This is a genomic window from Streptomyces sp. Y20, assembly GCF_043195475.1.
Lineage (GTDB): Bacteria > Actinomycetota > Actinomycetes > Streptomycetales > Streptomycetaceae > Streptomyces.
The window spans coordinates 292,722-305,774 of the sequence record NZ_JBIDDP010000008.1; the positions used below are offsets into that span (position 1 = coordinate 292,722).

Annotated in this window: 8 protein-coding genes; 2 read left to right on the forward strand and 6 right to left on the reverse strand. The window is 74.2% G+C overall.

All coding sequences use genetic code 11. The features are described 5' to 3' along the window. Window positions 1-21: 21 nt before the first annotated feature. From ACGFT1_RS22275 to ACGFT1_RS22295, 5 genes are read right to left on the reverse strand one after another with little or no spacing between them, the layout of a single operon-like run. The gene (locus ACGFT1_RS22275) at window positions 22-1,182 is read right to left on the reverse strand and encodes an acyl-CoA dehydrogenase family protein (protein WP_373910677.1); all 1,161 of its coding nucleotides are present in this window, start codon (window positions 1,180-1,182) and stop codon (window positions 22-24) included. 7 nt (window positions 1,183-1,189) lie between these two features. Continuing rightward, window positions 1,190-3,037: a biotin carboxylase N-terminal domain-containing protein gene (locus ACGFT1_RS22280; protein WP_373910678.1), complete on the reverse strand. Its 1,848-nt coding sequence runs from the start codon at window positions 3,035-3,037 to the stop codon at window positions 1,190-1,192. An 8-nt stretch (window positions 3,038-3,045) separates the two neighbouring features. Further along, the gene (locus ACGFT1_RS22285) at window positions 3,046-4,644 is read right to left on the reverse strand and encodes an acyl-CoA carboxylase subunit beta (protein ID WP_373910679.1); all 1,599 of its coding nucleotides are present in this window, start codon (window positions 4,642-4,644) and stop codon (window positions 3,046-3,048) included. Then, a complete protein-coding gene (locus ACGFT1_RS22290; RefSeq protein WP_373910760.1) occupies window positions 4,641-6,317 on the reverse strand; it encodes an acyclic terpene utilization AtuA family protein in 1,677 nt (558 codons plus the stop codon). The genes ACGFT1_RS22285 and ACGFT1_RS22290 overlap by 4 nt, the downstream gene beginning before the upstream one ends. A 56-nt stretch (window positions 6,318-6,373) precedes the next feature. Further along, a complete protein-coding gene (locus ACGFT1_RS22295; protein WP_373910680.1) occupies window positions 6,374-7,291 on the reverse strand; it encodes a TIGR03084 family metal-binding protein in 918 nt (305 codons plus the stop codon). 166 nt (window positions 7,292-7,457) lie between these two features. On the opposite strand from ACGFT1_RS22295, the gene ACGFT1_RS22300 reads away from it, so the two are divergent. Then, window positions 7,458-8,579 (forward strand): lipid II:glycine glycyltransferase FemX, encoded by a 1,122-nt coding sequence (locus ACGFT1_RS22300; protein WP_373910681.1) that lies wholly within the window; start codon window positions 7,458-7,460, stop codon window positions 8,577-8,579. A 272-nt stretch (window positions 8,580-8,851) separates the two neighbouring features. Beyond that, on the forward strand, window positions 8,852-9,784 hold the full coding sequence (locus ACGFT1_RS22305; protein ID WP_373910682.1) for a DMT family transporter: 933 nt from the start codon (window positions 8,852-8,854) through the stop codon (window positions 9,782-9,784). Window positions 9,785-10,104: 320 nt separating this feature from the next. Here ACGFT1_RS22305 and ACGFT1_RS22310 read toward each other — a convergent pair whose 3' ends face one another. Then, the gene (locus ACGFT1_RS22310) at window positions 10,105-12,987 is read right to left on the reverse strand and encodes an FAD-binding and (Fe-S)-binding domain-containing protein (protein ID WP_373910683.1); all 2,883 of its coding nucleotides are present in this window, start codon (window positions 12,985-12,987) and stop codon (window positions 10,105-10,107) included. Between the last annotated feature and the right edge of the window lie 66 nt (window positions 12,988-13,053).

Sequence of the window (13,053 nt, forward strand, 5' to 3'; positions counted from 1 at the left end):
GTTCCTCCAGGACGGCGACGCCTAGTACGACTTGGGCAGGCCCAGGGTCTGGTGGGAGACGTAGTTGAGGATCATCTCCCGGCTGACGGGGGCGATACGGGCCACGCGTGCGGCCGTTACGAGGGAGGCGAGCCCGAACTCCCGGGTGAGCCCATTGCCGCCGAGGGTGTGCACGGCCTGGTCGACGGCCTGCACACACGCCTCGCCGGCCGCGTACTTGGCCATGTTGGCGGCCTCGCCCGCACCGGCGTCGTCGCCCGCGTCGTACAGACGGGCCGCCTTCTGCATCATCAGCCGGGCCAGTTCCAGGCTGATGTGCGCCTGTGCCAGGGGGTGTGCGACGGCCTGGTGGGCGCCGATGGGCGACTTCCACACGGTGCGGTCGCGGGCGTAGGCGACGGCCTTGGCGAGCGCGTAGCGGCCCATGCCGATCGCGAACGCGGCCGTCATGATCCGCTCCGGGTTCAGCCCGGCGAACAGCTGGAGCAGTCCGGCGTCCTCGTCGCCGACCAGTGCCTGCGCGGGCAGCCGTACGTCGTCCAGGACCAGCTCGAACTGCTTCTCCGCGGCCGTGAGTTCCATGTCGATCGGGTGGCGCGCGAACCCCGCGGTGTCGCGCGGGACGATGAACAGGCAGGGTTTGAGGGTGCCGGTGCGGGCGTCCTCGGTGCGGCCCACGATGAGCGTGGCGTCCGCCTGGTCCACGCCGGAGACGAACACCTTGCGGCCGGTCAGGAGCCAGTCGGCGCCGTCACGGCGGGCGGTGGTGGTGATGCGGTGGGAGTTGGACCCGGCGTCGGGTTCGGTGATGCCGAAGGCCATGGTGCGGGTGCCGTCGGCGAGCCCGGGCAGCCAGGCCCGCTTCTGTTCCCGCGTGCCGAAGCGGGAGATCACCGTTCCGCAGATCGCGGGCGAGACGACGAGCATCAGCAGCGGCGAGCCCGCCGCTCCCAGTTCCTCCAGCACGATGGACAGTTCCGCGATGCCGCCGCCTCCGCCGCCGTACTCCTCGGGCAGGTTGACGCCGAGGTAGCCGAGTTTCCCGGCCTCGGACCACAGTTCGGTGGGGTGGCGGCCCGCCGCGATGGTCCGGGTGAGGTAGTCGCGGCCGTAGCGCCCGCCCAGGGCGGCGACGGCGGACCGCAGGGCCTGGTGCTCTTCGGATTCGATGACGGCGGTCATGGCGCTCCTAGGATTCTCGGACGACGGCGAGCAGCAGGCCCGGCTCCACCTGCTGTCCCGGCCTGGCGTGCAGGGCGGTGAGCGTTCCGGCGGCCGGCGCGGAGATCCGGTGCTGCATCTTCATCGCCTCCAGCCAGATCAGCGGCTGGCCCGCCTCGACGGCCACGCCCTCCGCGAGGCCGTCGGCGAGGCGTACGACCGTGCCGGGCATCGGGGCCAGCAGGGAGCCGGGAGCGAGCCGGGCGGCGGGGTCGGGGAAGCGGGGCAGGGCGGTGAGGGCGGTGGCGTTCACGTGCACCTGGTCGCCGTAGACGGACACCTCGAACCGGCGCCGGACACCGTCCACTTCGAGGACGACCAGACGGGCGTCGGCGTGCACGACCTCCACCCCGTCCGCCGTGAGGCCCTGCCTGGTGTGCCGGTAGCGGACCTCGTGCTCCTCGCCGGCCATCGCGTACCGCTTCACCTGGGGTTGCGACGGCACGTTGCGCCAGCCGCCGAAGCGCGAGCGGCCGCGGGCGTCGGCGAGGGCGGCGGCCAGGGGCGCGTACGGGTCGGGGGCGGACGCGGTCAGCGCGGCGAGATGGCGGGCGTAGAAGCCGGTGTCCATGCGGGCGGACGTGAACTCCTCGTGCCGCAGGGAGCGCACCAGCAGGTCGCGGTTGGTGACCGGGCCGTGCACGGTGGCCCGCTCCAGCGCGCCGGCCAGCCGGCGGATCGCCTCGGCGCGGGTGGGGGCGTGGGCGACGACCTTGGCGAGCATCGCGTCGTAGTGGACGCCGATGGGGTCGCCGTCGGTGTAGCCGGTGTCCAGGCGGACGCCGGCCGGTACGGCGAGGCGGTGCAGGACGCCGGTCCGGGGGGTCCAGTCGCGGGCGGGGTCCTCGGCGTACAGGCGGGCCTCGACGGCGTGGCCGCTCGCGCGGGGCGGCACGGTGTCCAGGGCGTGCCCCTCGGCGATCCGGATCTGCTCCGCGACGAGGTCGAGCCCGAACACCGCTTCCGTGACGGGGTGTTCGACCTGGAGACGGGGGTTCATCTCCAGGAAGTGCGCGCGGCCGTCGGCGACCAGGAACTCGACCGTGCCGGCGCCGACGTAGGAGACGGACCGGGCGGCGCGCACCGCCAGCGCGTACAGCTCCTCGGTGAGCGCGGCCGGCAGGGCCGGCGCCGGGGCCTCCTCGATCACCTTCTGGTGGCGGCGCTGGAGGGAGCAGTCGCGGGTGCCGAGCGGCCACACGGTGCCGTGGGTGTCGGCGAGGATCTGCACCTCCACATGGCGGCCGTGTTCGAGGTACGGCTCCACGAACACCTCGCCGTCACCGAAGGCGCTCGCGGCCTCCGCGCGTGCGCCCTCCAGCGCGGCCGGCAGCTCCTCCAGACGGCGCACGATCCGCATGCCGCGCCCCCCGCCGCCCGCCGCCGCCTTCACCAGGACGGGCAGGTCGGCGCCGGCGACCCGGTCCGCGTCGAGGGGGGCGAGGCCCATCAGCCGCTTGGCGCGGGTCTTGGACGCCATGGCCTCGATGGCCTGCGGGGGCGGGCCGATCCAGGTCAGGCCGGCGTCGTGGACGGCGCGCGCGAAGCCGGCGTTCTCCGACAGGAAGCCGTACCCGGGGTGCACGGCGTCCGCGCCGGCGCTCAGTGCCGCCTCCACGATCAGGTCGCCGCGCAGGTAGGTGTCGGCGGGCGCCGCCCCCGGCAGCCGTACCGCCGTGTCGGCCACGCGCACGTGCAGCGCGTCCGCGTCGGCGTCCGAGTGCACGGCGACCGTGCGGATGCTGAGTCCGGCGCAGGTACGGAAGACGCGGCAGGCGATCTCGCCCCGGTTGGCGACGAGCACACTGGAAATCACGGGATCCCTCACATCCGGAAGACGCCGAAGCCGCCGCGCACGCCCTGGTAGGGGGCGGTGTGCAGGGCGGAGAGGCACAGGCCGAGGACGGTGCGGGTGTCGCGCGGGTCGATGACGCCGTCGTCGTACAGCCGCCCGGACAGGAACATGGGCAGCGACTCCGACTCGATCTGCTGCTCCACCATGGCGCGCAGCGCCGCGTCCGCGTCCTCGTCGTACGGCTGCCCCTTCGCCGCCGCCGACTGCCGGGCGACGATCGACAGCACGCCGGCGAGCTGCTGCGGGCCCATGACGGCGGACTTGGCGCTGGGCCAGGCGAACAGGAACCGGGGGTCGTAGGCCCGGCCGCACATGCCGTAGTGCCCGGCACCGTAGGACGCCCCCATGAGGACCGACAGGTGCGGGACCCGGCTGTTGGCGACCGCGTTGATCATCATGGCGCCGTGTTTGATGATCCCGCCCTGCTCGTACTCCCTGCCGACCATGTAGCCGGTGGTGTTGTGCAGGAAGAGCAGCGGGATGTCGCGCTGGTTGGCGAGCTGGACGAACTGGGCGGCCTTCTGGGACTCGGCGCTGAACAGCACCCCCTGGGCGTTGGCCAGGATGCCGACGGGGTAGCCGTGCAGGGCCGCCCAACCGGTGACCAGGCTCGTGCCGTACAGCGGTTTGAACTCGTCGAAGTCGGAGCCGTCCACGATCCGTGCGACGACCTCGCGCGGGTCGAAGGGGACCTTCAGGTCGCCGGGGACGATGCCCAGCAGCTCCTCCGGGTCGTGGCGGGGCGGCTCGGCCGGGGCGGGGTCCGGGTGGGCCTTGCGGTGGTGGAGGCGGGCCACGACCCGTCGGGCCTGACGCAGCGCGTCCGGCTCGTCCACGGCGAAGTGGTCGGCGAGGCCGGACACGCGCGCGTGCATCTCGGCGCCGCCCAGGGACTCGTCGTCGCTCTCCTCACCGGTGGCCATCTTGACCAGCGGCGGCCCGCCGAGGAACACCTTCGCCCGTTCCCTGACCATGATCACGTGGTCGGACATGCCGGGGACGTAGGCACCGCCGGCGGTGGAGTTGCCGAAGACGACCGCGATCGTCGGGATGCCGGCGGCGGAGAGCCGGGTGAGGTCCCGGAAGACGGCGCCGCCGGGGATGAAGATCTCCTTCTGGGAGGGCAGGTCGGCGCCGCCGGACTCGACCAGGCTGATGCAGGGCAGCCGGTTGGCGAGCGCGATGTCGTTCGCCCGCAGGGCCTTCTTCAGGCTCCAGGGGTTGCTGGCGCCGCCGCGTACGGTCGGGTCGTTGGCGGTGATCAGGCACTCCACGCCCTCCACCACACCGATGCCGGTGACCAGGGACGCGCCGACGGGGTACGCGCTGCCCCAGGCGGCCAGCGGGGACAGCTCCAGGAACGGGGTGTCGGGGTCCAGCAGCAGTTCGACGCGCTCGCGGGCCAGCAGCTTGCCGCGTTCCCGGTGCCGCCTGACGTACTTCTCGCCGCCGCCGGCGAGCGCCTTGGCGTGTTCGGCGTCCAGGTCGGCGAGCTTGGCGAGCATCGCCTCGCGGTGGGCCCGGTAGTCGGGGCCGGTGGGGTCGAGGGCCGTTCGCAGAACCGTCACAGCAGGGTCTCCGGGATGTCCAGGTGGCGGGAGCGCAGCCATTCGCCGAGGGCCTTGGCCTGCGGGTCGAAGCGGTGCTGTGCGGCGACGCCGGCGCCGAGGACGCCCTCGACGACGAAGTTCACGGCGCGCAGGTGCGGCAGCACGTGCCGGGTGACGGGCAGGTCCCGGACCTCGGGGAGCAGCCGGCGCAGGCGGTCGGTGGTCAGCGTGTGCGCGAGCCACCGCCAGGCCTCGTCCGTCCGTACCCACACGCCGACGTTGGCGTTGCCGCCCTTGTCCCCGCTGCGGGCCCCGGCGACCAGGCCGAGGGGCGCGCGGCGGACCGGGCCGGGCGGGAGGGGCTCCGGGAGGGGCGGGGGCGGTACGGCGTCCAGCGGGCGCGTCTCCTGGGGCGGCGGCACGGGGATCCGGCGCCCGTCATGGAGGACGGCCACATGGTCTACGGCCCCATGGGGCACGTACACATCCTCGAAGACCCCGTAAGGGGCGCCCTTTCCGGGTGGGGACAGCAGGTGGAAGCCGGGGTAGCTGGCGAGTGCCAGCTCCACGGCGGCCCCGGTCAGCGCACGCCCGACCACCCGCTGGTCCGGGTCCCGTACGACGAGGCGCAGCAGCGCGCTGGCCGTCTCCTCGGTGCCGGCGTCGGCCCGGTCGGTGCGCACCAGCTCCCACCGGACCTCCCGCGGCGGTGACGCGGCGAGCACCTCGTCGAGCTGCTCGCGCACCAGGGCCGCCTTGGCCTCGATGTCGAGTCCGGTGAGCACGAGGACGACCTCGTTGCGGAAGCCGCCGAGCCGGTTGAGCCCGACCTTGAGGGTGGGCGGGGGCGCCTCCCCGCGTGCCCCCTCGATCCGCACCCGGTCCGGCCCCTCCCGGGCGAGCCGTACGGTGTCCAGCCGGGTGGTGACGTCGGGACCGGCGTACCGGGCGCCGCCGGTCTCGTAGAGAAGCTGGGCGGTGACCGTGCCCACGTCCACGAAGCCGCCGGTGCCGGGGTGCTTGGTGACGACGCTGGTGCCGTCGGCGTGGATCTCGGCGAGCGGGAAGCCGGGCCGGCGCACGTCGCCCTCCGTGAAGAAGGCGTAGTTGCCGCCGGTCGCCTGGGTGCCGCACTCCAGCACGTGTCCGGCGACGACGGCACCGGCGAGGCGGTCGTACTCCCCGGGCCGCCAGCCGAAGTGGGCGGCGGCGGGTCCGGTGACGAGCGCCGCGTCGGTCACCCGGCCGGTGACCACGATGTCGGCGCCGGCCCGCAGGCACGCGGCGATCCCGAAACCGCCGAGGTAGGCGTGGGCGGCGAGCGTCCCGGGGTGGGCCGCGCCCAGGTCGTCGCCCTCGACATGGGCGACCCGCACGGGGATGCCCAGCCGGTCCGCCAGCTTCCGTATCTCCCCGGCGAGTCCGGCCGGGTTCAGGCCGCCCGCGTTGGTGACGATCCGCACCCCGCGCTCGTGGGCGAGGCCGAGGCAGTCCTCCAGCCGGGGCAGGAAGGTGCGGGCGTACCCGGCGGCCGGGTCCTTCAGGCGGTCGCGGCCGAGGATGAGCATGGTGAGTTCGGCGAGGTAGTCACCGGTGAGGACGTCCACGTCGCCACCGGTGAGCATCTCGCGCAGGGCGTCGGCGCGGTCACCGTAGAAGCCGGAGAAGTTGCCGACGCGCAGGGGCCCCACCGGCTCTGGCGCGCCGGGCACGGCCGGGGCCGCGGGCTCGGACCCGCCTGACACGGTCACGGGGCGGTCCCCTCGTCCGGGCGGGGGACGGTCCCAGAGTCCGGGCAGGGGGCGGTCCCCTCGTCCGGGCGGGGGCCGCACGCACCGGGGGAACGGCCGGAGTCCCTGGGCGCGGCGCGGGGGTGGCCGGGGTGGTTCGGCGGGCGGCCCGTGCCCGGGGGGCCCGCGAAGGCCTGGGCGATGCCGAGCCAGCGGTCGGCGTCGGGGCCCTCGGCGCGCAGGGCGAGGTCGGCGCGGTGGGCGCGCTGGGTGACGAGGAGGCAGAGGTCGAGGGCGGGGCCGGTGACCCGCTGGGCGGCGTCCGGCGGACCGTAGGCCCACACCTGCCCGGACGGTGCGGTCACCTCGACGCGGAACTCCTCCGCCGGTACGGGCAGCCCCCGTACCCCGAAGGCGAAGTCCCGGGCTCGCACCCCGATGCGGACCACATGCCGGAGCCGGTCGGTGGGTGTGCGGACCACACCCAGGGCGTCCGCCACATCCTGTCCATGGGCCCAGGTCTCCATAAGACGACCGGTGGCCATAGAGGCGGCCGACATGGGTGGCCCGAACCAGGGGAAGCGGCTGCCGCCGGGGGCGGCACGCAGCGCCGTGTCGAGCGCGGCCCGGCCCTCCCGCCACCGGGCCAGCAGTTCGGCGGGCCGCAGCCGGGCGCCCTCCTCGGCGGCCTCGTCCACGAAGGCGTCGGGTGACGTCACGGCCGTACGGAGGACCGCCTGGAACCCCACCTCGTCCGTCACGGCGAGCAGCGCGGCCCGGTCCGTCCAGTGCAGGTGGGCGATCTGGTGGGCGATGGTCCAGCGTGGGGCGGGCGTGTCGAGCGCCCACCGGTCCTCGGGCAACTCGGCGACCAGCAGGTCGAGTTGCTCGCCTTCCTCACGCAGATCACCGAAGACGGGCGTCGGATCGGACATGGGGGGAGCATGGCAGCGGGGGGAGAAACAATCAAGCATGCTTGCATTAATTTGGCCAGGCGGCCGCCGGGGGCGCGGGCGGTGCTCCAGGTGGGCGAGCGGAACCGAGGTCGGCGCCGGCGCACTCCTACAGTGACCGGAGGAGCCGAACCGAAGGAGCCCGCGCATGCGCCTCACCGTCCGCCCCGTGTCCCGCGCCGAACACCTCTCGTTCGTGGCGGAGCGCTCCTCGGCCAGCCATATGCAGGTGCCGTCCTGGGGGGACGTGAAGCCCGACTGGCAGGCCGAGAGCCTGGGGTGGTTCGAGGAGGACGGGCGGCTCGCCGGGGTCGGCCTGGCGCTGCTGCGCCCGCTGCCCCGGACGAAGCGGTACCTGGCCTATCTGCCCGAGGGTCCGGTCATCGACTGGCACTCGCCCGACCTGGAACGCTGGCTGGGACCGATGCTGGCCCACCTCAGGAACCGGGGCGCCTTCTCGGTGAAGATGGGGCCGCCCGTGGTGACCCGGCGGTGGAGCCCCGAGGCGGTGAAGGCGGCGATCGCCGACCCGGACGCGCACCGCCTGCGCGACGTGCCCGCGACGTCCGAGGAGCCGGGTGGCATCGATCTCACCGACCGGCTGCGCCGCATGGGCTGGCGGCGCAGCGAACCGGGCGGCGAGGGGGGCTTCGCCGCCGGGCAGCCGCGGTACGTGTGCCAGGTCCCCTTCGCCGGACGGCCGCTGGAGGACATCCGGCGTGGGCTCAACCAGCAGTGGCGGCGCAACATCAAGAAGGCCGAGAAGGCGGGCGTGAAGGTCGTCCGGGGCGGTGCGGAGGACCTGCCGGCCTTCTACGAGCTGTACACCGAGACCGCCGAGCGCGACCGGTTCCTGCCGCGCCCGCTGCCGTACTTCCAGCGCATGTTCAGCGCGCTCACCGCGGAACATCCCGACCGGATGCGGTTGTACCTCGCCCACCACGACGGGGATGTGCTCGCCGCGGCCACCATGCTGGTCGTCGGCAGCCACGTCTGGTACTCCTACGGCGCCTCCACCAGCCGTAAGCGCGAGGTCCAGCCCAGCAACGCCATGCAGTGGCGCATGATGTGCGACGCCCATGAACTCGGCGCCCACGTCTACGACTTCCGGGGTATCACCGACACCCTGGAGGAATCCGACCATCTGCTCGGCCTGCTGCGCTTCAAGGTGGGCGCGGGCGGCGAGGCCGTGGAGTACGTCGGTGAGTGGGACTTCCCGCTGAACCGCCTGCTGCACAAGGCGCTGAACGTCTACATGGCCCGACGCTGAGTCCCCTCCCCGCCGGATCGACGCCATGCCGGGCATGGGCGAGCCGCGCATGACGTCACATATGCGGGAAAATGGGGACGGGTGCCCGCATCGGAGCCGACGCCGGCCGCCGGGCAGCTGATCCGTAGCGGCCCGGCCCCGATCCCAGCATCCGGGACAGTCCCTTAAGGGGTTCACGCACCTGTCGAAGTCCATTACCCTGGACGAGAAAGTACATCGAGATGCACCTCCGCGAACGTACCCGCTCCCCGAGCCGAGCCACAGGACAGCCCGTGACCGCCAGATCCAGCACTGCCATACCGACCCCGGTCGCTCCCGCCCCGGGACAGGGCCGCCTCGGCACGCTCGGCCCCGTCGGGCTGGTCCTGGCCGGCGGCATCTCGGTGCAGTTCGGCGGGGCGCTGGCGGTGACCCTGATGCCCAGGGCGGGCGCGCTGGGTGTGGTGACCCTGCGCCTGCTCGCGGCGGCGATCGTCCTCCTGGTGGTCTGCCGGCCCCGGCTGCGCGGACACTCGCGCACCGACTGGGGGACGGTGATCGTCTTCGGTGTCACGATGGGCGCGATGAACGGGCTGTTCTACTCGGCGGTCGCCCGCATCCCGCTGGGCCCTGCGGTCACCCTGGAGGTCCTCGGCCCGCTCACCCTGTCCGTCCTGGCCTCCCGCCGTGCCGTCAACGCGCTCTGGGCGGGCCTGGCCCTCGGAGGCGTCTTCCTGCTCGGCGGCGGAGGCTTCGGCGAACTGGACACCACAGGTGTGGCCTTCGCCCTGGGCGCCGGTGCCATGTGGGCGGCCTACATCGTCTTCAGCGCCCGTACGGGGCGCCGCTTCCCCCAGGCGGACGGCCTGGCGTTGGCCATGGCGGTCGCGGCCCTGCTGTTCCTCCCCATCGGCATCGCCGAGGCGGGCACCCGCCTGCTGAACCCCACCACGATCGCCCTCGGCTCGGCGGTGGCGCTGCTGTCGTCCGTCCTGCCCTACACCCTCGAACTCCTGGCCCTGCGCCGGCTGCCCGCCTCCACCTTCGCCATCCTGATGAGCCTGGAACCGGCCATCGCGGCCACGGCCGGCTTCCTGATCCTCGGCCAGGCCCTGTCCGCCACGGAGGCCGCCGCGATCGCCCTGGTCATCGCGGCGAGCATCGGCGCGGTACGCACCCAGGTAGCCCGAGGCAAACTCCCGCCTCTTCCCGTCGAGGGGCAGTGACGCCCGCCTGACTCGGCCCCACCAGGTGACCGACCCCGGGCAGGCCGCCCCCAGGCGACCGAGCCGGCCGGGCCACCCCCAGGCGACCGACGCCGGGCAGGCCACCCCCGGGCGACCGACGCCGGGCAGGCGACACCCCCAGGTGATCGACCCCGAGCACACCACCCCCGGGGCGACCGACCCCGGTCGCCCCCGCCCCGGGACAGGGCTGCCTCGGCACGCTCGGACCCGGGCGACCGACCCCGGCGAGGCGACCCCCAGGGGATGGAGCACAGCCGGGCCGCGCCGGGTGACCGGCGGGCCGTGCGGCCGTGCTCCGGTCACGGTGCCGGTCTCGTCGCTCCCGTTCTCCTGTCCAACGCCTCCGCCAGGACCTCCGCCAGGTGCCTGCCCCGGACTCCCGCGAGCTGGTCCAGCTGGGTCCGGCAGGAGAAGCCGTCCGTGAGGATCACCGTGCCCTCGGGCGCCGCCCGTACGGCCGGCAGGAGCTGCTCCTCCGCGCAGGCCCGGGATACCTCGAAGTGGCCCTTCTCGAAACCGAAGTTGCCCGCGAGGCCGCAGCAGCCTCCGCTCAGGTCGCCGGTGAGGCCCGCGGCGGTGCGCAGCCGGCGGTCGGCCGTGTCGCCGAGCACCGCGTGCTGGTGGCAGTGGGTCTGGCCGGCCGCCGGGCGGTCGACGGCGGGTGGGGTCCACTGCGGGGCGTGCCGCTCCAGCACCTCGGCGAAGGTGAGGACCGCGGCGGCCAGCCGGGCGGCACGCGGGTCGTCGTGGAGGAGTTCCGGGAGGTCACCGCGCAGGGCGGCGGCGCAGCTCGGTTCCAGCACGACGACCGGCAGCCCGGCCCGCAGCACCGGTTCCATCAGGTCCAGGGTGCGGCGCAGCACCGTGCGGGCGCGGTCGAGCTGGCCGGTGGAGATGTAGGTCAGACCGCAGCAGACCCGGGCCCGGCGGGCCGTGAGCAGTGCGGTCGCCGCCCTGGTCCGGCCGTCGCCGATGACTCCCCGGTGCGGTGGCAGCGTCGGCGGGAGGGCCACCCGCAGGCCGGCGTCCTCCAGGACGCGGACGGCGGCCCGGCCGACGGACGGGGTCAGATGCTCGGTGAAGGTGTCCGGCCACAGGACGACCGGGTCCCCGGTGCCCCGGGCGGGTTTCCTGCGGCGCCACCACGCGGTGAACGTCCGTGCCGCCAGCCGGGGGATCTGCCGTTCCGCCGCGATCCCGCCCAGCCGTTTACCGAGGGCCGCGAGCGGCCGTATCGAGGCGAGCGCGTTGACGAGGGGAACCGTGCGGGTGCGGGCGGCCCAGCGCAGCCACTCGGGAAGCCGGCCCATGCTGTGGTGGGCGGCCGGGCGGCGGCGGCCGGCGTAGTGGTGGTGGAGGAACTCCGCCTTGTACGTGGCCATGTCGACGCCGACCGGGCAGTCCGAGCGGCAGCCTTTGCAGGACAGGCAGAGGTCGAGGGCGTCCCGGACCTCCGTGGAGCGCCAGCCGTCGGTGATCAGTTCGCCCGCGAGCATCTCGTGCAGCAGGCGGGCCCGGCCGCGGGTGGAGTGCTCCTCCTCGCCGGTGGCCCGGAAGGAGGGGCACATGACGGCGGGGCCGGCCACGGAGGCCGTACGGCACTTGGCGACGCCGACGCAGCGGCTGACGGCCGAGCGGAAGTCACCGCCGTCGGCCGGGTAACCGAAGGTCACGTCGACCGGCCGGCGGGGCAGGACGGAGAAGCGGAGGTTGCTGTCCAGCGGGGCCGGGCGGACCAGCATGCCGGGGTTGAGCAGGTCGTCCGGGTCCCAGAGGGACTTGGCGCGTTCGAAGAGCCGGACCGTCTGCGCGCCGTACATCCGCGGCAGCAGCTCCGCGCGGGCCTGGCCGTCCCCGTGCTCCCCGGACAGCGAACCGCCGTGCCGTGTCACCAGGTCGGCCAGTTCCTCGGAGAAGCGGCGGAAGCGTCCGACACCGACGCCGGTGAGCAGGTCGAAGTCGATGCGGACATGGATGCAGCCGTCGCCGAAGTGGCCGTACGGCGTGCCGCGCAGCCCGTGGGCGGTCAGCAGGACACGGAAGTCGCGCAGGTAGGCGCCGAGCCGGGCGGGCGGCACCGCGCAGTCCTCCCAGCCGGGCCACGCCTCCGTGCCGTCCGGCATCCGGGTGGCCGTGCCGGCGGCGTCCTCACGGATGCGCCACAGGGTGCGCCGGGCCGCCGGGTCGGTGACCACCAGGGCATCCACGACATCGGCGGCGCGCACGATCTCCCGGGCGCGCGCGTGGGCCTGCGCCGCCGTCTCCCCGCCGCTCTCCACGAACAGCCAGGCGCCGCCCGGGGGCAGCCCGGCCCCGGGCGGGACGAGGTCGGCGGCCATGCCCTCCACGGTCAGCGGGCCGAACGGCAGCAGGCCCGCGGCGGCTTCGGCGGCGGCGCTCTCGTCGGCGTACGACAGGACCGCCAGGGCACGCGCCGGCGGGTCCTCGACCAGGCGGACCACCGCCTCGGTGAGGATGCCGAGGGTGCCCTCGGAGCCGCAGAAGGAGCGGGCGACGTCCGCGCCCCGCTCGGGCAGCAGCGCGTCCAGGGCGTAGCCGGAGATGCGGCGGGGCAGGTCCGGGAAGCCCGTGCGCAGCCGGGACAGCTCGCCCGCCACCAGTTCCCGCAGACCGTCGGGGGCGCCCGCCCAGTCCCGGCCGGGGCGCAGCCGCTGCCCGCGCGCGGTGAGGACGGACAGCTCCCGTACGTTGTCCGCGGTCGTGCCCCAGGCGACCGAGTGGGAGCCGCAGGAGTTGTTGGCGATCATTCCGCCGAGCGTGCAGCGGCTGTGTGTGGACGGATCGGGGCCGAAGCGCAGTCCGTGCGGGGCGGCGGCCTCCTGGAGCCGGTCGAGCACGAGCCCCGGCTGCACGACGGCCGTACGGCCGACCGGGTCCAGCCCCAGCAACGCGTTCATGTGGCGGGTGAAGTCCAGCACCACGCCCGTTCCGGTCGCCTGCCCGGCGATCGACGTACCCCCGCCGCGCGCCACCACCGGCACCCCGCGCGCCCGGCACACCTCCAGCACGGCGGCGACGTCGTCGGCGTCCCGGGGGGCCACCACGCCCAAGGGAACGCGCCGGTAGTTGGAGGCGTCCATGGTCATCAGCGCCCGTGCCCCGGCGTCGAAGCGGACCTCGCCCCGGACGGCCCCGCGCAGCTCACCCGCAAGATCTGTCATGCGTCCAGGATGCATCCGATCACGCACAGTCACCGCCTCTTTTCCACAACCCCACCCGTATCGTCG